Consider the following 21477-nt stretch of genomic DNA (forward strand, 5'->3'; position numbering starts at 1 on the left):
CGGAGTGCCAAGCGAACTTGGCGCTCCGTCACCCATGACCGCTTAGCCGGGTCGCTTCATTTGGCAGCTGGTTGGCGTGCTGGCCACATACGACTCAAACGTCTTCACCGGCGCCAAGGTCATGCCGGTGTTTTCTGGGCTGTAGGGGTACTTTTTGTCCGCCTTTTGCCACACAGCCAAGTACAGAGGTTGCTGCAATTGGTGGTCGGTTTTGCGCATTTCAACTTCGCCGTTGAAGCTGTTGAACTTCAAGCCTTCAAGCGCAGCAGCCACTTTGACAGGGTCGGTCGATTTGGCTTTGGCCATGGACTGGCCCAAGGCGTTGAACACGTGCACCACAGCGTTGGTGTAGAAATCGTCTTTGAACTTCGCGTTGAATTCAGCCGCCCATTTGTCGTTTTGGCCACCCATGTTGTAGTGTGCATAACCGATCTGGAACACACGGCCTTCGCCACCTTTGCCCAAGGCTGTGGGGGTGCCCGTCACGCTGGTGTAGTAGGTGTAGAACTTGCCGTTGTAGCCGCCTTCGTTCGCAGCTTTGACCAACAAGGCCAAGTCTGAACCCCAGTTGCCCGTGATCACCGTGTCTGCACCAGACGCTTTGATCTTGGCGATGTAAGGGGCGAAGTCGCGCACTTGGGCCAAAGGATGCAAGTCTTCACCCACGATTTGAACGTCAGGGCGCTTGCGGGCCAAGTTTTCTTTGGCGAACTTGGCAACTTGGTGGCCGTGCGAGTAGTTTTGGTTGAGCAAATAGACTTTGCTGACGTCCTTTTTGTCAGCCATGAACGTGGTCAACGCTTCCATCTTCATGGAGGTGTCGGCATCGAAACGGAAGTGCCAGTAGCTGCACTTGCTGTTGGTGAAGTCAGGATCAACGGCCGCGTAGTTCAGGAACAAGATTTCCTTGCCGGGGTTGCGTTCGTTGTGTTTGTTGACCGCCTCGATCAAAGCGCCAGCGACAGAAGAGCCGTTACCTTGCACGATGTAACGCACGCCTTGGTCCATGGCAGCTTTGAGGGCGTTCAAGCTTTCAGCGGGGCTGAGCTTGTTGTCGAACGGCACCATTTCAAACTTGACTTTGGCGGGGTTGGTGGCGTTGAATTTTTCGGCGAAAAATTGGAACGACTTGATTTGGTTGGAGCCAACAGGCCCCATCAAGCCCGAGAGTGGATCGATCCAGCCGATTTTGACTGTCTCACCAGCTTGCGCAAAAGCTGAGACGCCAGCGGTCACCAAGACGGCGGTGGCGATGAGGTTACGTGCAAATTTCATGGTTGTCTCCTTAGAAGTTTTGATGCGAGTGAAAGCGTACAAGGTTTGTTTTCAGCACTCGCAAGGGATTGCCCTAGGGCGTATCCCGCGCGAGACTTAAAAACAGTCTTTTTAGAGGGTGGGCAAGACGTAGTCTTTGAGTTGCTCACGCAGTTTGGTTTTGAGCAACTTGCCGGTTGCGCCAATTGGGATGCTGTCGACAAACACCACGTCATCGGGAATCTGCCATTTGGCGGTTTTACCCTCGTAAAACGCGAGCAGTTCTTCGCGTGTGACTTGCCCATCGGGCTTTTTGACCACCACCACGATCGGACGCTCGTCCCACTTGGGATGCTTCACACCAACGCAAGCAGCCATCAACACGGCGGGGTGGGCCACGGCGATGTTTTCGATGTCAATGGAGCTGATCCATTCGCCACCCGACTTGATGACGTCTTTGCTGCGGTCGGTGATTTGCATGAAGCCATCGGCGTCGATGGTGGCCACGTCGCCGGTTGGGAACCATTCCAAACCATTGGCGTCTTTCACCAAGGGGCTGCCGCCCTCACCTTTGTAATAGTTGGCAACGACCCAAGGGCCGCGCACCAACAAGTCGCCATAGGCTTTGCCATCGTGGGGCTGGTCATTGCCGGCATCGTCGATGATCTTCATGTCAACGCCGTAAATGGCGCGGCCTTGCTTGAGCAAAATCTTCATTTGCTCGTCTTTGGGCAGGCTTTGGTGCTTGTTTTTCAAGGTGCAAAGTGTGCCCAACGGGCTCATTTCGGTCATGCCCCATGCATGCAACACGTCCACGTTGTAGTCGTCGCGGAAGGCGTTGATCATGGCCGGCGGACAAGCTGATCCGCCAATGACGGTGCGGTTCAATTTAGAGAAACGCAAGCCTTGTGGCTTCATGTGCGTCAGCAACATCTGCCAAACGGTGGGCACACCGGCAGCAAAGGTCACACCCTCGCCTTCAATCAATTCATAAATCGACTTGCCGTCCATGCCTGCGCCAGGGAACACCAACTTGGCCCCTGTTAATGCCGCGCTGTAAGGAATGCCCCATGCGTTGACGTGGAACATGGGCACGACGGGGAGAATTGAGTCCCGAGCTGAAATGCACATCACATCAGGCATGGCGGCTGCGTAAGCGTGCAAGGTGGTCGAGCGGTGACTGTACAAGGCGGCTTTGGGGTTGCCCGTGGTACCGCTGGTGTAGCACATGCTGGAGGCCGAGTTTTCGTCAAACACAGGCCAGGTGTAGGAGGTCGATTGCTGGCCCATCCAAGCTTCGTAACTCACCAAGCCGGGAATGCCGGTGTCGGCGGGCAATTTGTCGGCATCACACAGGGCGATCCACTGTTTGACGGTGGTGCATTTGCTGTGGACAGCTTGAATGATGGGTAAGAACGTCATGTCGAAACACAACACTTGGTCTTCGGCATGGTTGGCGATCCAAGCCACTTGGTCGGGGTGCAAACGCGGGTTGATGGTGTGCAACACACGGCCCGTACCACTCACACCAAAGTACAACTCCAAATGGCGATAGCCGTTCCAAGCCAAGGTGGCAATGCGGTCGCTGAAGGCCAAGTTCATGCCGTCCAATGCGTTGGCGACTTGGCGTGAACGACGCGCCACGTCAGACCAGGTGTAGCGATGGATGTCGCCTTCGATGCGGCGCGACACGATTTCGCCATCGCCGTGGTGGCGATCGGCGTACTCGATCATGTTTGAAATCAACAACGGTTGGTCTTGCATCAAACCCAGCATGGGGAAAACTCCAGTCAAACAATAATTTTTCGCACGATCGTGCTTTTTGCTGCTGCATTGTGCCCAGAGTTTTTGTCGTTTTCGGGATGGCCTATGAAAAACAAGCCTATGGAATACCCTAGACAATCTGCGCATGATCTCTGCCGAAACTACCTCTGTCATGGCGCCGCTGAACCTCCCATGGCGACCCGTCAACGACGCTGTGTTGCCCCAGCTCGGGCCCTTGTTTGCCACGCCCACCGCGCCAACGGCTCTGCCCGCTCCGCATTGGGTTGCACGTAACGAACCGTTACGCATGGACTTAGGTTTGACTTGCAGTTTTTGGACACATCCCGATGCCTTAGAGGCACTGGCCGGCAACTTGGTTTTACCGGGCAGCACGCCCTATGCGAGTGTGTACAGCGGACATCAGTTTGGGCAATGGGCCGGCCAATTGGGTGACGGTCGCGCCTTAAATTTAGGCGATCTCGACACCCCGCTAGGACCCCAAACGCTCCAACTCAAAGGTGCTGGCCCCACGCCTTATTCGCGTCGCGGGGATGGTCGCGCGGTGCTGCGCTCGAGCATTCGCGAATACTTGGCCAGCGAAGCGATGCATGGATTGGGCGTTGCTACCACCCGTGCTTTGTGCGTGACGGGCTCCCCCGGTTTTGTGCGCCGCGAAGAGGTGGAAACGGCAGCCGTGGTGACCCGCGTGGCGCCTAGCTTTGTCCGCTTCGGCCACTTTGAGCACTTCGCCTCCAACGGCCAAAGCGACGAACTGAAAGCCCTGGCTGACCTCGTGGTGGCGAAGTACATGCCCCACTTGGACGACGTGCAAGGGCCTGCGCGTTACACCAGTTTGTTGCAAACCATCACCCACAGCACCGCTGCCTTGATGGCGCAATGGCAAGCCGTCGGCTTTTGTCACGGCGTGATGAACACCGACAACATGAGCGTGCTGGGGCTCACCCTGGACTACGGCCCCTTCCAGTTTTTAGATGCCTTCGACCCCAGCCACATTTGCAACCACTCGGACCACCAAGGCCGCTATGCGTATGCGCGTCAACCGCAGGTCGCGTATTGGAATTTATTTTGTTTGGGCCAAGCGTTGATGCCGCTGATTGACGAACAAGCGCCGGCTTTGGCCGCTTTGGAAAGTTACAAAGAGGCTTTTCCCGATGCGTTAGACGCACGCATGCGCGCCAAACTGGGTTTACAAACTGCCGCCGAGGGGGACCGCGCTTTGGTGGAGTCCTTGCTCAAGGTCATGCACCAAGACCGTGTGGACTACACCGTGTTTTGGCGTCGCCTGAGCCAGGCCGTCGGTGAGTCGGCCACGATGGCACATGCTTTTGAGCCGGTGCGCGATTTGTTTTTACATCGCGAAGTGTTCGATGCGTGGCTGTTGCAATACCAATCCCGCCTTGAAGCCGACCGGTTGACTGCCGACACAGCCCAAGGCCTGAGCCAAGAACTCGCACACCATTCACGCAGCGCCCGAAGTCTGTCGATGCTGAAGGTGAACCCCAAGTTCATCTTGCGCAACCATTTGGGTGAATTGGCCATACGCCAAGCCAAAACAGGCGACTTCTCGATGGTGCAAGACTTGTGCGATGTGCTGCAGCATCCGTTTGATGAACATCCGGCCTTCGAGACTTGGGCCGGTCTTGCGCCAGAATGGGCGTCGTCTATTGAAATCAGTTGCTCCTCATGACTACACACAAAACCGAACAAGAATGGCGCGCCATACTGGCCGTTAAAAACGCCGAACCCGTGGCCTATGAAGTCACCCGGAAAGCCGCTACGGAGCGCCCCTTCACCGGCAAATACGAAGACCATTGGGCTGCAGGCACCTACCACTGCATTTGCTGCGGCAACAAACTATTTGAAGCGAATACCAAATTCGACGCCGGATGCGGTTGGCCCAGCTTTCACACCGCGGCAGCGCCGGACGCCATCACAGAGCACCGAGATACCAGCCACGGCATGACCCGTGTTGAGACCGTCTGTTCGCAATGCGAGGCGCACCTCGGCCATGTGTTCAACGATGGCCCTGCCCCTACAGGCCTGCGCTATTGCATGAACTCAGCCTCGTTAGACTTCGTGCCCAACGACTGAACTATTTCTATGAAATTACTGCTCGACTTCTTTCCGATCATTTTGTTTTTTGCCACCTTCAAGGCCTTTGGCATCATGGCGGCCACCGCCGTGGCCATCGTCGCCACACTGGGCCAAATTGGCTGGCTGTGGCGCAAAAATGGTTTTGTAGAGCCCATGCAATGGGTCAGCCTGGTTGTCATCGTGGTGTTCGGCGGCGCCACGTTACTCACGCAAGACGAAACCTTCATCAAGTGGAAACCCACCGTGTTGTATTGGTTGATGGGCAGCGCGTTGTGGGTAGGTCACTACTTGTTCAAGCGCAATTTCTTGCGCCAACTGATGGGGGCGCAACTTGAATTGCCCGAACACGCGTGGCAGGTGCTGCTGCACAGCTGGGCGTGCTTCTTTGCGGTGATGGGTTGCATCAACATTTGGGTGGCCAATCACTTTGATACCGACACTTGGGTCAGTTTCAAGCTGTTTGGCGGCTTGGCCCTGATGCTGGTGTTTGTCGTCGCGCAGGGCCTTTACATGAGCCGCTTCATTCAAGAAAAGCCGGAAGACAAACCATGAACATCACCCCTGGCGCACTGACCGAACGTTTACAAGAACGATTGGCGCCCATTTCGCTTGAAGTTTTAGACGAGAGTGCCGATCACGCCGGCCACGCAGGTTCCGATGGCACGGGTCAAGGCACACACTTTCGTGTGCGTATCCAAAGCGACGTTTTCACAGGGAAATCGCGGGTTTCGCGCCACCGCCTTGTGTATGATGCATTGCAAGAATTCATAGACCAAGGCTTACATGCCTTGGCCATCGAAGTCATAGAAACCAAACCGGATTGAGACCCCTGACATGAAAAAACAAATGATTTGGACCGCTGTTGCCGCGACTGCGTTGACCGCATTGAGCTTGAGCGCTTCGGCGCAAAACATCGCCATCGTGAACGGCAAAGCGGTGCCCAAAACACGTGTTGAAGCCTTGATGCAGCAAGTGGCGCGCTCTGGCCGCCCCATCACACCAGAAGTCGAAGCACAGGTCAAAGAAGAAGTCATCGCTCGCGAAATCTTCATGCAAGAAGCGCAAAAACGTGGCTTAGACGCCACCGATGATTTCAAGAGCCAAATCGAGTTGGCCCGCCAAACCATTTTGATCCGTGAGTTGTTTGCTGAGTACCAAAAAACTGCCGCAGTGACCGACGCGGACGTGCAAGCTGAATACGACAAATTTGTCGCAGCCAACGGCGGCAAAGAGTACCGTGCACGTCATATCTTGGTGGAAACCGAGGACCAAGCCAAGGCCATTTACGCCAGCTTGAAAAAAGGCGCCAAATTTGAAGACCAAGCTAAGAAATTGTCCAAAGACCCAGGCTCTGGTGCCAACGGTGGCGATTTGGATTGGGCGGCTGCCGGTAACTTCGTCAAAGAGTTTTCAGACGCGATGGTGGCCTTGAAAAAAGGTGAAACCACGCCTGCTGCGGTGAAGAGCCAATTTGGTTTCCATATCATCCGTTTGGACGACGTGCGTGACGCACAGTTGCCCAAGTTGGAAGACGTGAAACCTCAAATCACGCAACAAATGACACAGCAGCGCATGGCGGCCTTCCAGCAACAATTGCGCGACAAAGCCAAGGTGGAATAAACCTCTTGGTTTCACGCAACCAGCGGCCTTCGGGCCGCTTTTTTTTAGAGATGTTTGAAAGCGCTGCGCCATGTCTTTGTTGAACCACCAAATTGAGCTGCTAGCCCCTGCGCGGGACGCCGACATCGGCATTGCGGCCATTCACCACGGCGCAGACGCGGTGTACATCGGCGCTCCGGCATTTGGAGCAAGGGCCAGCGCCTCTAACACGCTGCAAGACATTGAGCGCTTGTGCAAGGAAGCGCACCGCTTCAACAGCAAAATCTTTATCACCCTCAACACCATTTTGCGCGACGACGAGCTCGAGGCCGCCCAAAAAATGGCGTGGGATGTCTACCACGCGGGTGCCGACGTGCTCATCGTGCAAGACATGGGCTTGTTGGAGCTGGACTTGCCGCCGATTCAGCTGCACGCCAGTACGCAAACCGACATTCGCACCCCTGAAAAAGCCCGCTTCATGCAAGACGTGGGCTTCTCGCAAATTGTGTTGGCGCGCGAGCTGACGCTTCCCCAAATCAAAGCCATCAGCGATGTGCTCGATGCCGAGCGCTGCAACTTGGAGTTCTTTGTGCATGGCGCTTTGTGCGTGGCCTACAGCGGCCAGTGCTTCATCAGCCACGCCCACACGGGCCGCAGCGCCAACCGTGGCGACTGCAGCCAAGCCTGCCGACTGCCCTACCACGTCACCGATGCCCAAGGTCGCTTCATCGCGCACGACAAACATGTACTGTCGATGAAAGACAACAACCAAAGCGAGAACCTTGCTGCCTTGGTCGATGCCGGCGTGCGCAGCTTCAAAATCGAAGGTCGCTACAAAGACATGGCCTATGTGAAGAACATCACCGGCCACTACCGCGTGTTGATGGACGAGCTGATCGAAGCTCGTCAATACTCGGCCGACCCGGAGCGTCCACCCCTCAGCCGCGCATCGAGCGGCAACACCACGCTGTACTTCACGCCCAACCCAGAACAAAACTTCAACCGCGAATTCACCGATTACTTTGTGCAGGGCCGCAAAGAGGACATCGGCGCGTTTGACTCGCCCAAAAACCCGGGCATCGTGCTGGGCGAAGTGACGGGCACAGGCCCAAACTGGCTTGAAGTACAGCCCTACGACAAAACCGCTGTGCTGCACAACGGCGACGGCTTGTGCTACTACGACCTGCAAAAAGAACTGGTGGGCGTGGCCATCAACCGCGCAGAAACGACTGCCAAAAAAGGTGTGTGGCGCTTGTTCCCTAAAGACCCCATCGAAGGTTTTCGTGATTTACGGGCCGGCATGGTCATCAACCGCAACCGCGACATGGACTGGGTGCGTGGCTTAGAGAAAACATCCAGCGAACGACGTATCGGTGTCTGGGTTGAGTTTTCAGAAACACCCCAAGGCTTTGTGTTGAGTCTGACCGATGAAGACGGCCACACGTCCAACGCCACCCTCGCCTGCCAAAAAGAACTCGCCAAAGACGCGGTGCGCAACGACGCCAGCCTGCGCGAGCACTTGAGCAAATTTGGCGCGACATCTTTTGAAGTGCTCAACCTGCAAGTCAATGCCAGCCAGCCTTGGTTTGTGCCCGCTTCGTCGCTCAACGCCTTGCGCCGAGATGCGGTGGAAAAGTTGGAACTTGCCCGCCTCAAAGCGTATGCACGCCCCCAGCGCGCCGCAGCCGTTGAGCCGCCGGTGAGTTACCCAGAAGACTCACTCACCTACTTGGCCAACGTGTTCAACCAAAAAGCGCATGACTTTTACGCCAAACATGGCGTGAAAGTGATTGAAGCCGCGTACGAAAGTCACGAAGAATTGGGCGAGGCCAGCCTAATGATCACCAAACACTGCGTGCGCTTCAGCTTGAGCCTGTGCCCCAAACAAGCCAAAGGCGTGACGGGCGTGCAAGGTACGGTCAAGGCCGAGCCGCTCATGCTCATCAATGGCAGCGAAAAGCTCACCCTGCGTTTTGATTGCAAGCCCTGCGAAATGCATGTGGTGGGCAAGATGAAGAAATCGGTGCTCAATCAGCGCGTCAAAGAAATGACTGAGTCGCCGATGACGTTCTTCAAAACGCGTCCTCAGACCATCTCCAGCTGATCAAAGCGACGTTGCAAACTCAGATCAAGTCAAGAGGACAGCAATAAATTCACCAAATATTTACCCCGCGCATCACGGTAAATATCAAAGTCTTTGTCAATCGACACGACATAGCTGATGCCACGCCGCGCCGCTGTTTCAGCGATAGACGCATCGGCCAAATCTAAAGGTAAATCCGCAAAGCGCTGGCTGATTTCAAGAACTTTGGCAAGGCTCCAGCTGTCGGGTGCGTCTACTGCCACACCCCCTTTGTCGACCCAAGATAAAAAATCAAGTGCAGCACGGTTGTGAATACGCCTTGCCAAAAGTGCACAGACCTCCGTCAAAACAGGCCAAGTGGTAACCAAGCAAACCTGCTCGTTCGCTTGCAGCCATGCCACCACGCGCGCGTGCCAGTTATCTGAGCCATTGAACAGGGCTAGCAAGGGTCCGCTGTCTATCAGGGCTTCACGGGCAGAGGATGTAGCAATGTAGGACGCACTCGCTTCTTCAAGGGGCAGTGAACTGTTCGCCATGTCAGTGGCGCTTACCGCTCCAAATGTCAGTCAATTCGGCTTTTCTGTTTTGCGCCAAATTGACAGGCCCTTGGTAAAGGCCAAATTGGTCTTTGCCAAGTCGCCACGCGGACGGTGTTTGTGGCTCACGGGCCAAGTACGCAGTCAAGGCATCGCGCATCACCTCGCTCAGGCTGCGGCCTTCTTTGGCACAGCGCTGGCGGAGTGCATTTTCTAAATCAAAAGTGAGTTTGACTGTGGTGGTCATAACAAGCTCCTTTTAGGGTAATACTGCAATTATTACCCAATGGGTCCCCCTTGATCAACCCCTAATTAGCCCACCCACTTGCGCGCATTGCGCCACATGCGCATCCAAGGGCTAAACGCGTCCACGCCGCCAGAAGCGGCCAAGTCTGTCCAACTCATCTGCACGTTACGGAACACGCGCTCGGGGTGCGGCATCATGGCTGTGAAGCGACCGTCTGCTGTGGTGACGGATGTCAAACCACCGGCGCTGCCGTTGGGGTTGAAAGGGTAGGCTTCGGTCGCTGCGCCGTGGTTGTCCACAAAACGCATGGCTGGCAAGGCTTTGGTTGCGTTGCCACGTTGGCTGAAATTTGCAAAGCCTTCGCCGTGCGCCACGGCGATGGGCAGACGTGCACCGGCCATGCCTGCAAAGAACAGAGACGGTGATTCCAACACTTCCACCATGCTCAAACGCGCTTCAAAGCGCTCGCTTTGGTTGGTGGTGAAGCGTGGCCAGTGTTCAGCGCCAGGAATGATGTCGGCCAACTCGGCAAACATTTGGCAACCGTTGCACACGCCCAAACCGAAGGTGTCGGTGCGTGCAAAGAACTGCTGCATTTGCTCAGACAAGACGGGGTTGAACGTGATGCTTCGCGCCCAGCCAATGCCTGCGCCCAAGGTGTCGCCGTAGCTGAAGCCACCACACGCCACCAAGCCTTTGAAGTCTTGCAGCTTGGCGCGTCCTGTTTGCAGATCGGTCATGTGTACGTCGTAGGCATCAAAGCCGGCTTCGGCAAAGGCGTAGGCCATCTCGATGTGAGAGTTCACGCCCTGCTCGCGCAGCACGGCCACTTTGGGTTTGGCGGCCACGTTGATGAACGGGGCGGCCACGTTGTCGGTGATGCCTTCGGGCAAATGCACATGCATGCCGGGGTCGTTGGGGTTGCCAGCGGCGGCGTGTTCGGCGTCGGCGCAAGCGGGGTTGTCGCGCTGTTGGCAAATCTTCCAGCTCACGCTGTCCCACACTTGGTGCAAGTCCGCCAGCTTGGCGGTGAAGACTTCTTTGGTGTCGCGCCACACGCTGATGGCGCCTTTGCCGTGGTCCAACTGAGCTGATGCGGGACGGGTTTTGCCCACAAAGTGGCTGTGCTTGGACAGGCCATGCTCACGAAGGGTTTGCATCACTTCGTTGCGTTCAGCGGTAAGCACCTGCAGTACCACGCCCAACTCTTCGTTGAACAAGGCTTGCAGCGTCAGCTCTTCGCGACGGGCGCTCACCTGTGAAACCCAGTTCTTGGTGTCTCCATATTCGGCGCGGCTGTCGTGGATGCCGTCACCTTCGGTGATGAGCATGTCCACATTCAGCGCCACACCCACTTGGCCAGCAAAAGCCATCTCGCACACGGCTGCCATCAAGCCACCGTCGCTGCGGTCGTGGTACGCCAAGATCTTGCCTTGCGCGCGCAAGGCGTTCACGGCATTGACGAGGTTGACCAAGTCTTGTGCATCGTCAAGGTCTGGCACTTGGTCGCCAGCTTGGTTGAGCACTTGGCCCAAGATACTGCCAGCCATGCGGCGCTTACCCTCGCCCAACTGCACCAACACCAAGGTGGTGTCTTCGGTGTTGTTGAGCTGCGGCGTGAGCGTGCCGCGCACATCGGGGATGGACGCAAACGCGCTGATGATCAGGCTCACAGGCGACGTCACTTTTTGGGTCTCGCCGTTCTCGCTCCATTGCGTACGCATCGACAAACTGTCTTTGCCCACGGGGATGGAAATGCCCAATGTTGGGCACAGCTCTAAGCCCACGGCTTTCACGGTGTCGTACAACGCAGCGTCTTCACCGGGCTCGCCGCAAGCGGCCATCCAGTTGGCGCTGAGTTTGACGCGCGGCAACTCAAACGGAGCAGCCAACAAGTTGGTGATGGCCTCTGCCACGGCCATGCGGCCTGAGGCGGGGGCGTCGAGAGACGCGAGCGGCGTGCGCTCGCCCATGCTCATGGCTTCGCCGGCAAAGCTTTGGTAGTCGGCCAAGGTCACGGCCACGTCGGCCACGGGAACTTGCCACGGGCCCACCATTTGGTCGCGGTGCGTCAGGCCACCCACGGCGCGGTCGCCAATGGTGATGAGGAATCGTTTGCTGGCCACGGTGGGGTGGCTCAGCACGTTGATGACGGACTCTTGCAAGCTCACGCCTGTCAAGTCCATGGGGGCGCTGGTGCGCTCAACGCGTGTGACGTCGCGGTGCATCTTGGGTGGTTTGCCTAGCAGCACGTTCATGGGCATGTTGACGGCAGCCCCCACGCTCCCCACTGCGTGTGGGTCACTGCCCCCCGAGGGGGTGCTTAAATGGTGTGCCAACGTTGCATCTTCATTGGCAACGGTGAGATGACGCTCTTCGGTTGCCACACCCACCACCGCAAACGGGCAACGCTCACGCTCGCAGAAGGCTTTGAATTGTTCCAGCGACTCGGGCGCAATGGCCATCACGTAGCGCTCTTGGCTTTCGTTCGACCAAATTTCTTTGGGGGCCAAGCCAGATTCTTCGAGGGGTACAGCGCGCAAATCAAAACGTGCGCCACGGCCTGCGTCGTTGGTCAGCTCAGGAAACGCGTTGGACAAACCTCCCGCGCCCACGTCGTGAATGGCGAGGATGGGGTTGTTCTTGCCTTGCGCCCAGCAATGGTTGATCACCTCTTGTGCACGACGCTCAATTTCGGGGTTGCCGCGTTGCACAGAGTCAAAGTCCAGTTCAGCCGCGTTGGTGCCGCTGGCCATCGAGCTGGCGGCGCTGCCACCCATGCCGATGCGCATGCCGGGGCCTCCGAGTTGAATCAACAAGCTGCCTGCAGGGAACTCAATCTTCTTGGTTTGTTCGCTGTCAATGACGCCCAAGCCACCCGCAATCATGATGGGCTTGTGGTAGCCGCGGGTCACGCCCGCCACGTCTTGCTCGTACTCTCGGAAGTAGCCGGTCAGGTTGGGACGGCCAAACTCGTTGTTAAACGCAGCGCCACCCAAAGGGCCCTCGGTCATGATTTGCAAAGGGCTGGCCATGTGTGAGGGGCGGCCCAAACTTTTGCCATCCGTGCTGCCCCACAGCTTGGACACCGTAAAGCCAGACATACCCGCCTTGGGCTTAGAGCCTCGGCCGGTAGCGCCTTCGTCGCGAATCTCGCCGCCATTGCCGGTGGAAGCACCGGGGTAAGGCGAAATGGCGGTTGGGTGGTTGTGAGTTTCGACCTTCATCAAAACATGGTTGGTGGCCGACACTTTGCCGTACTGAGGCAAGTCTTTGCCATTGTTGGTGGCCAAAAAACGTTCGACGGTGTGGCCTTCCATGATGGAGGCATTGTCCGAATACGCCACCACCGTGTATTGCGGACTGGTTTTTTCGGTGTGGCGAATCATGCCAAACAGGCTGTGCGATTGCGCTTCGCCGTCAATGGTGAACTCAGCATTGAAAATCTTGTGGCGGCAGTGTTCGCTATTGGCTTGCGCGAACATCATCAGCTCCACATCGGTGGGGTTGCGCTTAAGTTGGGTGAAGGCATTCACCAAATACGCAATCTCGTCCTCAGCCAAAGCCAAGCCCCAACGCTTGTTGGCGTCTTGCAATGCGGCCTCGCCGCCTTGGAGCACATCCACTTGCTCCATCGGTGCAGCGTGCAGTTCGGTGAACAAGCCCAGAGCTTCGTCGCGTGTGCGCATCACGGACTCGGTCATGCGGTCGTGCAGCACATCGGCAACGGCAGCAAGTTGTTCGGGCGTGAGCGTGGCTTTGCTCAGCAAGCCGTCTTTGAGTTGAATGTGAAACTCGGTGATGCGCTCAATGCGCTTGAGCTGCAAGCCGCAGTTGTGCGCAATGTCGGTGGCCTTTGATGCCCAAGGCGACACCGTGCCAAAACGTGGCGTGACCACGAGCAAGGTGCCTGCAGGTGATTTGAGAGCGGGCTCGCCATAAGTGAGCAAGGCAGCCAAAGTTTGCTGCTGTGGGGCGTCCAACGCGGCCTCGGTCGCAGCCAAATGCACAAAACGCGCGCTCAAGCCTTTGATTTGCGGAGAAATCGCCGCCAAACGGGGCAAAAGCTGTTGAACACGGAAATCGCTGAGGGCGTTGCCGCCTTCGAAAATGCTGAGGTGCAGGGACACGAGGGAGCCTTGAGAAAAAGACAGAAATCGAATTGAGTCGGGCCGCTGACTGGGGCTGATCGACGATTATTGGATTTTACGTGGCTAGGACGGTTCATCTGTACACAAAATCTACCCGCAAAAAGGTGTTTCAGCGTGAATGGGATAATCACAACCATGACCATCTCCATCAAAGACGCCCAAGGCGCACAAGGCATGCGTATCGCGGGCAAACTGGCCTCTGAAGTTCTCGACTTCCTCACCCCGCACGTGGTGCCAGGCGTGACCACCAACCAACTCGACCAGCTGGCACACGACTACATCACCCAAGTTCAACAGGCTATTCCAGCACCGTTGAACTACGACCCGTCGGGCAAGAACCCCTACCCCAAATCCATCTGCACCTCAATTAATCATCAGGTTTGTCACGGCATTCCCAATGACAAGCCGCTGAAAAAAGGTGATGTGGTGAACATCGACATCACTGTCATCAAAAACGGCTGGCATGGCGACACCAGCCGCATGTTCTCGGTGGGCGATGTATCCATCGCGGCCAAGCGTTTGTCAAAGTTGACCTATGAAGCCATGTGGCACGGCATCGTCAAAGTCAAGCCAGGTGCACGATTGGGTGACATCGGCTTTGCGATTCAACGTTTTGCCGAAGGTCACGGCTTCTCGGTGGTGCGCGAATTTTGTGGCCACGGCATAGGCCAAGTTTTCCACGAAGAGCCGCAAGTGCTGCATTACGGCAAAGCTGGCACTGGCGAAACGCTCCTAGAAGGCATGACCTTCACCATCGAACCCATGATCAACGCAGGTAAGAAAGACATCAAAGAGTTGGGCGATGGCTGGACCATCGTCACGCGCGACCACTCCTTGTCAGCCCAGTGGGAACACACCATTCTCGTCACACCCACGGGCTACGAAGTGTTGACTCTCTCTGAAGGCAGCCCCGCACTGCCCGACTTCGTCACCACCACCTGCTGCTAAAAAATCGCTATGAACGCCTTGGCTAACCTCTACAGGAAGGACAAGGCTGCTTTGCTGCTTGACGCGTCCAACCGCTCCACCGCTACCCGCAGCGTTCGCAGTTTGCTGCACAAGCTATGTGGCTTGACCGACGACACCCTACGGAAACTTTGGCAAGACGCAGGCTTTGACAATTCGCTGTGTTTGGCTGCCGTAGGCGGCTATGGTCGTGGCGAGTTGTACCCCTATTCAGATGTCGATGTGCTGCTGTTGCTGCCCGAAGGTGTGTCACCGGAGCAAGACGAGGTGCTCAAAGCCAAGATTGAAGCCTTCATCGGCAGTTGTTGGGACACGGGCTTAGAAATTGGCTCCAGCGTGCGCAACGTGGACGACTGCATCCATGAGTCGTCGGCCGACATCACCGTGCAAACTTCCCTGTTGGAAGCTCGTTTGATCGTGGGCAGCGCAACGCTTTTCAACACGTTTCAAACACGTTTTGATCAGGCCATGGACCCGCAGGCCTTCTTTGTGGCCAAGACCTTAGAGCTGCGACAGCGCCACACCAAGTTTGAAAACACGCCCTACTCGCTAGAACCCAATGCCAAAGAGTCACCCGGTGGGTTGCGCGATTTGCAGGTCATTTTGTGGGTGGCCAAAGCAGCTGGGCTGGGCAGCAGTTGGGACGAGTTGGCCAGCAAAGGCTTGGCCACGCCGTTTGAAGCACGCCAACTCAAGCGCAACGAAGCCACATTGGCCCTCATTCGCACCCGTTTGCACTTGGCGGCCAAGCGCCGCGAAGACCGCCTTGTGTTTGACCTGCAACACGCCGTCGCGCAAAGCTTGGGACTGGGCGTGCAAGAGGACGGCAGCTTAAATGCCCGAGTGGCCAGCGAAGCGTTGATGAAGCGCTATTACTGGGCGGCCAAAGCGGTCACGCAGCTGAATCAAATCTTGCTGCTCAACATCGAAGAACGCATTCATCCGTCAGGCCATGAACCACGGCGTATCAACGAACGATTTGCCGACAAAGCGGGCATGCTCGAAGTCACCAGCGACGACTTGTACCAGCGCGATCCCCATGCCATTTTGGAAACCTTCTGGTTGTTCGAGTCCACGGTCGGCATCAACGGTTTATCGGCCCGCACCTTGCGCGCTTTGTACAACGCACGCAGCGTGATGGACGCCAAATTCCGAGCCGACCCCTTCAACCGCGCCATGTTCATGCGTATTTTGCAAGCACCCAGCGGCATGACACATGCCATGCGGCTGATGAACCAAACTTCTGTACTTGGTCGCTATTTGTGGGCATTCCGGCGTATCGTGGGTCAAATGCAGCACGACTTGTTCCACGTTTACACCGTGGACCAACACATTTTGATGGTGCTGCGCAACGCACGCCGCTTCTTCTTGGCCGAGCATGCCCACGAGTATCCGTTTTGCTCGCAACTGGCAGCGGGTTGGGATAAGCCTTGGATTTTGTTTGCTGCTGCTTTGTTCCACGACATTGCCAAAGGCCGTGGCGGTGACCATTCACAGCTCGGACGCGGCGAGGTGCGCAAGTTTTGCCGAGACCATGGTATTGACAAAGCCGACGCCCAGCTCATTGAGTTTTTGGTGGCAGAACACTTGACCATGAGTCACATCGCGCAAAAGCAAGATTTGAGCGACCCCGACATCATCCAAGCCTTTGCCCAACGTGTGGGCAACGAGCGCAACTTGACCGCGCTGTATCTGCTGACCGTCGCCGACATTCGCGGTACCAGTCCCAAAGTATGGAACGCGTGGAAAGGTAAGTTGCTCGAAGACTTGTACCGCTACACCCTGCGCGCTTTGGGTGGCCGCGCCCCTGATGCTGACGCTGAAGTGGAAGCCCGCAAGCGCGAAGCCCTGACCATGTTGGCGCTTTACGCCCTGCCCTTTGAGGCACACAAAGACTTGTGGAACACCTTGGACGTAGGCTACTTCATGCGTCACGATGCCTCCGACATTGCTTGGCACACCCGCCAACTGTCACGAGGCTTGTTCAACGCCAAGAAAGAAGACCGATCCATGGGGGTAACCGTGCGTGCCCGTTTGTCACCCGTCGGCGAAGGTTTGCAGGTGATGGTGTACTCGCCTGATCAGGCCGACCTGTTTGCGCGCATTTGCGGCTACTTTGACCAAGCCAGCTTCAACATCTTGGATGCCAAAGTGCACACTGCCTCCAATGGCTTCGCGCTTGACACCTTTCAAGTGGTGACCTCGCTGACCCATGAGCATTACCGTGATCTCATCAACATGGTGGAGAGCGGTTTGACGGAAGCGCTTCAAGCGGCCAAACCGTTGCCCTCAGTGGGACGTGGTCGCGTGTCGCGCCGTGTGAAAAGTTTCCCAATCGCGCCGCGTGTGTCCTTGCAACCTGATGAGCGTGCCCAAAAGTGGGTGCTCAGCATCTCGGCCAGCGACCATGTGGGCCTGCTGTACAGCGTGGCCCGCGTTCTAGCCAATCACAACGTGAACTTGTTGCTGGCCAAAATCAGCACCTTGGGCGAGCGCGTGGAGGACACTTTTTTGATCGACGGCGCCGAGTTGCAACAAAACAAAGCGCAGTTGGCGATTGAGACGGAGTTGTTGACGGCGTTGGGGGCTTAATCCTCCGCGTCATCCAACCCCGGAAACAACACACCGGTGTACCCAAAACGCGAGAAATCGCGCACGCGCATGGGGTACAGCAAGCCCACTAAGTGGTCGCACTCGTGTTGCACCACCCGCGCATGAAATCCTTCGACCGTGCGATCAATGGGTGCGCCATTTTCATCAAAACCCTGATAGCGCAAACGCTTGAAACGCGGCACCGTGCCACGCAAGCCAGGCACGGACAAACAGCCCTCCCAGCCCTCTTCTTCCTCGTCACCAACAGGCGTGAGCACGGGGTTGATCAACACCGTGCGTGGGACAACGGGCGCATCGGGGTAGCGTGGGTTGAATTCGCCTGAACCGAACACGACCACTTGCAAATCGACGCCAATTTGTGGGGCGGCTAAGCCCGCGCCGTTGGCGGCGATCATGGTGTCGTCTAAGTCTTTCAGCAGGGCTTGAAGCTCTGCCGTCTTGAAAGTGGTCACAGCTTGGGCTACACGCAACAAGCGCGGATCGCCCATTTTTAAAATCTCACGAACGGTCATGGCGAGGTACTCGTCGATTCAGGTAAGTCAGGCGCATCGTCGACCGGCTTGTGCGACGCCACCAAAGCTAATAATGCCGCCTCGTCCATCACCGGAATACCCAAGGTTTGCGCTTTTTCCAGCTTGCTGCCCGCCTCTGCGCCGGCCACTAGGCCATGGGTTTTCTTGCTCACGCTGCCTGCCACTTTGGCGCCTAAGGCTTCGAGCATATCTTTGGCCTCGTCGCGGCTGAGGGTGGGCAAGGTGCCAGTCAGCACAAAGGTTTGGCCAGCCAGCGGCAAGCTTGCCCCCGCTGTGGGCTCGCCCTCTGTCCATGTGACGCCGCAAGCGCGCAGCTGCTCCACCACTTCACGGTTATGTGCTTGGTCAAAGAAGGTGCGCAGGCTCAGCGCCACGATGGGGCCGACATCGGCCACTTGCAGCAGCTGGTCCAAGGTGGCGTCCATGATGGCGTCCATCTTGCCAAAGTGACGTGCCAAGGCCTTGGCTGTGGCCTCGCCCACATGGCGAATGCCTAGACCAAAAACGAAACGTGGCAAAGTCGTGTTTTTGGATTTTTCGATGCTGGCCAACACGTTGTTGGCCGACTTTTCGGCCATGCGGTCCAGCGTCACCAAGGCGGTGAAGCCCATGCGGTAAAGGTCTGGCAAGGTTTTGACCACACCGGCGTCCACCAGTTGCTCGACCAGCTTGTCGCCCAAGTCTTCAATCTCAACGGCGCGGCGATGTGCGAAGTGCAGGATGGCCTGCTTGCGTTGCGCGCTGCAAAACAGGCCGCCTGTGCAGCGGTAATCGGCCTCGCCTTCTTCACGAACGGCTGGGCTGCCGCACACGGGGCAAACGTGCTGCATGGTGAAAATTTGTGCGTCTTGCAAGCGTTTTTCTAAAACGACCGACACCACTTCTGGAATCACATCGCCTGCACGTCGTACCACCACGGTGTCACCCACACGCACGTCTTTGCGGCGGGCTTCGTCTTCGTTATGCAGCGTGGCGTTGGTTACGGTCACGCCACCCACAAACACGGGCGCGAGTTTGGCCACGGGGGTGAGTTTGCCTGTACGGCCCACCTGCACCTCGATGGCTTGCACAGTGGTGAGTTGTTCTTGCGCAGGGTATTTGTGGGCCACGGCCCAGCGGGGTTCGCGGGTGACGAAGCCCAGTTGGCGTTGTGCGGCCAAGCTGTTGACCTTGTAGACCACGCCGTCAATGTCGTACGGCAGCGCATCACGCGCTTGGCCCATGCGCTGGTGAAAGTCCACCAGGCCTGCCGCGCCTTGCACGCACGCGGTTTGCTCGGCCACAGGAAAGCCCCAGGCTTTGAGTTGCATCAGCAAGTCGTAATGCGTGGCGAAGGGTAAATCTGACTGATCGGTCGGGGATACGCCGTCGTCTTGGCTGAAAGCAATGGCTCCCAAACCATAAGCAAAAAAGCTCAAAGGGCGCTGGGCAGCAATGGCCGGGTCGAGTTGGCGCACGGCACCGGCGGCGGCGTTGCGTGGGTTGACAAAGGTTTTTTCGCCCTTTTCGCCAGCGGCGATGCGGGCGCGTTGACGTTCGTTCAGCGCCTCAAAATCGCCACGCGCCATGTAAACCTCGCCGCGTACTTCCAGCACGGCGGGCACCTTCGCCACAGAGGCCACCTCACCCAAGGCAAGTGCTGGCGACAAAAACGCCCCATCAGAGCCATGTGTCGTCTGCAACTTGAGCGGAATTTGCCCCATCGTGCGGATGTTTTGCGTGACGTCTTCGCCCATCTCACCATCACCACGCGTGGCGGCTTGCACCAGCACACCGTGCTCGTAGCGCAGGTTCATAGCCAAGCCGTCGAACTTCAACTCGGCCACGTAATCGACCAAGGTGTCTGCATCGGTCAGACCCAGCTCTTTGCGAATACGGGTGTCAAAGGCTTCTGCGCCGCTGGCTTCTGTGTCGGTTTCGGTACGGATGCTCAGCATCGGCACGGCATGGCGCACGCTGACAAAGGCGTCCAATGGCTTGGCACCCACCCGCTGCGTGGGCGAGTCAGGCGTGAGCAGCTCGGGGTGCGACGCCTCGAGGGCTTGCAGTTCACGGAACAAACGGTCGTATTCGGCGTCAGGCAACGTGGGCGCATCCAGCACGTAGTACAGGTGGCCGTGGTGGTGCAGTTGAGCACGCAGATCGGCAGCTTGCGCGGCCAAGTCTTTGGCGGGGTCGGCGGTACCGTCTGTGAGGGGGTGAGCAGCCAAGTCGCTGCCAAACAAGTCAGCGGTCGTCATGCTGAAAAGCCGATTTAGCTGAACAAACGGCGCGCTTGTGGCGAACCGGCCGACAAATCACGCGCATCCAGCGTGTTGTAGAGCGCCATCAAGTCGCGGGCAATCGCGCCCACGGCGGGCTCGGACAAGGGCTGGCCGTTGTCGTCCGTCACGGCACCGTCCATCTCGCGGGCGAGTTCGAGGGCGGTTTGAATCATGCGGGCAAACGGCTCTTCGGCGCGATCCACTTGAGGCACGTCCAAGGACAAGGTCACTTCGCGAATGGCCGATTGGGCGGGGTCTTCAGACATGGCCGCTTGGGTGTCAAACGTGAGTCCCAAAATCGGCGGCAGACCTGCGGTGGCGGCGGGCACCACCATGCGACCGGGGATGACGCCGGGCACAAACCCTAAGCGCGCGGCGTTTTGATGAACGTAACCAGGGCTCCACGCGGCTTTGACGGCTTTCAAGGTGAAGCTCAGTTGCGCGTCGTGGGCGCTGGCAAAGCCATCAAGCTCGCGGGCACGGGCCACGACGTCAAGCATGTCGGGAAATTCAGGTGCACCGTTGATGCCATCGGCAAAGGTTTGTGTTTTCAGCACAAATTCGGAGAACTCGATTTCGTTCAACGAACCTGTGCGGTTGGCCAATTGCACGCCGGTTTGGAACGTGCTGTAACGCTGACCGCTGCGAGGCACTTCCCAAGTACCGGTCTCGGCGTTCAAGCCTTCCACGCCGAACAATTTGCTGCCCACGCGGCGGGTGGTGGGCAAAGCGGCCATGGCTGCTTCGCCGGAGACAGGGTGATCCACTTCAACCGCGGCGATCAGGTCGATCAGGCCATCCAAATTGGGGCGCTTTTCGGGCTGAAGCATCGCAGGGGCAGCGCCGCCTTCCATGACTTTGTCGATCATGGGGGCCAAGTTGGGTCGGGTGGGTTGGGCAGGTGGCAGTGATGCAGCTCTGGCTTGCGCACTGGCTTGAACCTTGGCTAACCGAGCAAGTTCCGCCTCGTCGGGAACCCGCTGGGCATGCAAGGTGGCCTCTTGCATCATGGTGCGTGCCATGTCGCTGACGGGGTCCAAAGTGGGCTCAGTAAATTGAGCACTTTGGCCTGTTTGAGCGCTGTGTGTGTCAGTTTGGCGCTCGGTGACGGGGGAAATGTAGGCGTTGTTGGCCAAAGGAGTATCAAAGGAGGGCTCTTGCGATCTCTCTTGCGTACGATCTTGATCGGCCGCTGTGAATGTGCTGCTGATGGGGTCCTGCGGCAGCGGCTGTGCTTGGCGCGGTTTGTTTTTGCGCGAAGTCCAAGCGCTGTGCGCGACCACGCCGACCAGCACCACGCCGCCTGCGATTGCTAAACCAATTTGAAGTGTGCTCATGCTGATGTTTAAAGG

Annotated in this window: 16 protein-coding genes; 8 read left to right on the plus strand and 8 right to left on the minus strand. The window is 57.3% G+C overall.

The genetic code is table 11. The annotated features are described in order from the left end of the window. Positions 1-42: 42 nt before the first annotated feature. The gene (locus B9Z42_RS09385; RefSeq protein ID WP_100133120.1) at positions 43-1275 is read right to left on the minus strand and encodes a branched-chain amino acid ABC transporter substrate-binding protein; all 1233 of its coding nucleotides are present in this window, start codon (positions 1273-1275) and stop codon (positions 43-45) included. 111 nt (positions 1276-1386) lie between these two features. Beyond that, positions 1387-3030, minus strand: coding sequence for a 3-(methylthio)propionyl-CoA ligase (locus B9Z42_RS09390; protein ID WP_100133121.1), 1644 nt, complete (start codon positions 3028-3030; stop codon positions 1387-1389). 133 nt (positions 3031-3163) lie between these two features. Between B9Z42_RS09390 and B9Z42_RS09395 the strand changes: the two genes are divergently transcribed. The 6 genes from B9Z42_RS09395 to B9Z42_RS09420 all read left to right on the plus strand — a co-directional run bounded on the left by B9Z42_RS09395 (position 3164) and on the right by B9Z42_RS09420 (position 8836). Further along, positions 3164-4726 carry a YdiU family protein gene (locus B9Z42_RS09395; RefSeq protein ID WP_100133122.1) on the plus strand — a complete coding sequence of 521 codons (1563 nt, stop codon included), beginning with the start codon at positions 3164-3166 and terminating at the stop codon, positions 4724-4726. Next, positions 4723-5130 carry a peptide-methionine (R)-S-oxide reductase MsrB gene (msrB, locus tag B9Z42_RS09400; RefSeq protein ID WP_100133123.1) on the plus strand — a complete coding sequence of 136 codons (408 nt, stop codon included), beginning with the start codon at positions 4723-4725 and terminating at the stop codon, positions 5128-5130. Before B9Z42_RS09395 ends, msrB begins: the two co-directional genes overlap by 4 nt. A 9-nt stretch (positions 5131-5139) precedes the next feature. Next, positions 5140-5685 carry a septation protein A gene (locus B9Z42_RS09405; RefSeq protein ID WP_100133124.1) on the plus strand — a complete coding sequence of 182 codons (546 nt, stop codon included), beginning with the start codon at positions 5140-5142 and terminating at the stop codon, positions 5683-5685. Continuing rightward, complete coding sequence (locus B9Z42_RS09410; RefSeq protein ID WP_100133125.1) at positions 5682-5957, plus strand: BolA family transcriptional regulator; 276 nt, start codon at positions 5682-5684, stop codon at positions 5955-5957. The genes B9Z42_RS09405 and B9Z42_RS09410 overlap by 4 nt, the downstream gene beginning before the upstream one ends. Before the next feature lie 10 nt (positions 5958-5967). After that, a complete protein-coding gene (locus B9Z42_RS09415) occupies positions 5968-6753 on the plus strand; it encodes a peptidylprolyl isomerase (protein WP_100133126.1) in 786 nt (261 codons plus the stop codon). A 70-nt stretch (positions 6754-6823) separates the two neighbouring features. Then, positions 6824-8836 carry a U32 family peptidase gene (locus tag B9Z42_RS09420; RefSeq protein ID WP_100133127.1) on the plus strand — a complete coding sequence of 671 codons (2013 nt, stop codon included), beginning with the start codon at positions 6824-6826 and terminating at the stop codon, positions 8834-8836. Positions 8837-8865: 29 nt separating this feature from the next. Here the strand turns inward: B9Z42_RS09420 and B9Z42_RS09425 are convergent, their stop codons facing one another. From B9Z42_RS09425 to purL, 3 genes are all read right to left on the minus strand, one after another. After that, positions 8866-9351, minus strand: a complete 486-nt coding sequence (locus tag B9Z42_RS09425; protein WP_100133128.1) for a type II toxin-antitoxin system VapC family toxin — start codon at positions 9349-9351, stop codon at positions 8866-8868. Between the two features lies 1 nt (position 9352). Further along, complete coding sequence (locus tag B9Z42_RS09430; RefSeq protein ID WP_100133129.1) at positions 9353-9598, minus strand: CopG family transcriptional regulator; 246 nt, start codon at positions 9596-9598, stop codon at positions 9353-9355. A gap of 65 nt (positions 9599-9663) precedes the next feature. Then, a complete protein-coding gene (purL, locus tag B9Z42_RS09435) occupies positions 9664-13728 on the minus strand; it encodes a phosphoribosylformylglycinamidine synthase (RefSeq protein WP_100133130.1) in 4065 nt (1354 codons plus the stop codon). Positions 13729-13884: 156 nt separating this feature from the next. Here purL and map point away from each other — a divergent pair, with 156 nt between their 5' ends. Next, on the plus strand, positions 13885-14697 hold the full coding sequence (gene map / locus B9Z42_RS09440) for a type I methionyl aminopeptidase (RefSeq protein WP_100133131.1): 813 nt from the start codon (positions 13885-13887) through the stop codon (positions 14695-14697). A gap of 9 nt (positions 14698-14706) precedes the next feature. Then, complete coding sequence (locus B9Z42_RS09445; RefSeq protein WP_100133132.1) at positions 14707-17307, plus strand: [protein-PII] uridylyltransferase; 2601 nt, start codon at positions 14707-14709, stop codon at positions 17305-17307. Here the strand turns inward: B9Z42_RS09445 and def are convergent. Genes def through B9Z42_RS09460 form a run of 3 tightly spaced genes read right to left on the minus strand, consistent with a single transcriptional unit; the run spans position 17304 to position 21462 of the window. Beyond that, on the minus strand, positions 17304-17840 hold the full coding sequence (gene def, locus B9Z42_RS09450) for a peptide deformylase (RefSeq protein WP_100133133.1): 537 nt from the start codon (positions 17838-17840) through the stop codon (positions 17304-17306). The genes B9Z42_RS09445 and def overlap by 4 nt on opposite strands. Beyond that, positions 17837-20101: an NAD-dependent DNA ligase LigA gene (gene ligA / locus B9Z42_RS09455; RefSeq protein ID WP_100133134.1), complete on the minus strand. Its 2265-nt coding sequence runs from the start codon at positions 20099-20101 to the stop codon at positions 17837-17839. The genes def and ligA overlap by 4 nt, the downstream gene beginning before the upstream one ends. 14 nt (positions 20102-20115) lie before the next feature. Then, entirely contained in the window at positions 20116-21462 is a 1347-nt protein-coding gene (locus B9Z42_RS09460) for a cell division protein ZipA C-terminal FtsZ-binding domain-containing protein (protein ID WP_233203588.1), read from the minus strand. Positions 21463-21477: the final 15 nt, after the last annotated feature.

This window comes from Limnohabitans sp. B9-3 (genome assembly GCF_002778325.1).
GTDB classification, from domain to species: Bacteria; Pseudomonadota; Gammaproteobacteria; order Burkholderiales; family Burkholderiaceae_C; genus Limnohabitans; species Limnohabitans kasalickyi.

Bases quoted from the DNA above. Each gene is read 5' to 3' on its own strand.
- B9Z42_RS09385 (WP_100133120.1), bottom strand. From the start codon at position 1,275: ATGAAATTTGCACGTAACCTCATCGCCACCGCCGTCTTGGTGACCGCT.
- B9Z42_RS09390 (WP_100133121.1), bottom strand. From the start codon at position 3,030: ATGCTGGGTTTGATGCAAGACCAACCGTTGTTGATTTCAAACATGATC.
- B9Z42_RS09395 (WP_100133122.1), top strand. From the start codon at position 3,164: ATGATCTCTGCCGAAACTACCTCTGTCATGGCGCCGCTGAACCTCCCA.
- msrB (WP_100133123.1), top strand. From the start codon at position 4,723: ATGACTACACACAAAACCGAACAAGAATGGCGCGCCATACTGGCCGTT.
- B9Z42_RS09405 (WP_100133124.1), top strand. From the start codon at position 5,140: ATGAAATTACTGCTCGACTTCTTTCCGATCATTTTGTTTTTTGCCACC.
- B9Z42_RS09410 (WP_100133125.1), top strand. From the start codon at position 5,682: ATGAACATCACCCCTGGCGCACTGACCGAACGTTTACAAGAACGATTG.
- B9Z42_RS09415 (WP_100133126.1), top strand. From the start codon at position 5,968: ATGAAAAAACAAATGATTTGGACCGCTGTTGCCGCGACTGCGTTGACC.
- B9Z42_RS09420 (WP_100133127.1), top strand. From the start codon at position 6,824: ATGTCTTTGTTGAACCACCAAATTGAGCTGCTAGCCCCTGCGCGGGAC.
- B9Z42_RS09425 (WP_100133128.1), bottom strand. From the start codon at position 9,351: ATGGCGAACAGTTCACTGCCCCTTGAAGAAGCGAGTGCGTCCTACATT.
- B9Z42_RS09430 (WP_100133129.1), bottom strand. From the start codon at position 9,598: ATGACCACCACAGTCAAACTCACTTTTGATTTAGAAAATGCACTCCGC.
- map (WP_100133131.1), top strand. From the start codon at position 13,885: ATGACCATCTCCATCAAAGACGCCCAAGGCGCACAAGGCATGCGTATC.
- B9Z42_RS09445 (WP_100133132.1), top strand. From the start codon at position 14,707: ATGAACGCCTTGGCTAACCTCTACAGGAAGGACAAGGCTGCTTTGCTG.
- def (WP_100133133.1), bottom strand. From the start codon at position 17,840: ATGACCGTTCGTGAGATTTTAAAAATGGGCGATCCGCGCTTGTTGCGT.
- ligA (WP_100133134.1), bottom strand. From the start codon at position 20,101: ATGACGACCGCTGACTTGTTTGGCAGCGACTTGGCTGCTCACCCCCTC.
- B9Z42_RS09460 (WP_233203588.1), bottom strand. From the start codon at position 21,462: ATGAGCACACTTCAAATTGGTTTAGCAATCGCAGGCGGCGTGGTGCTG.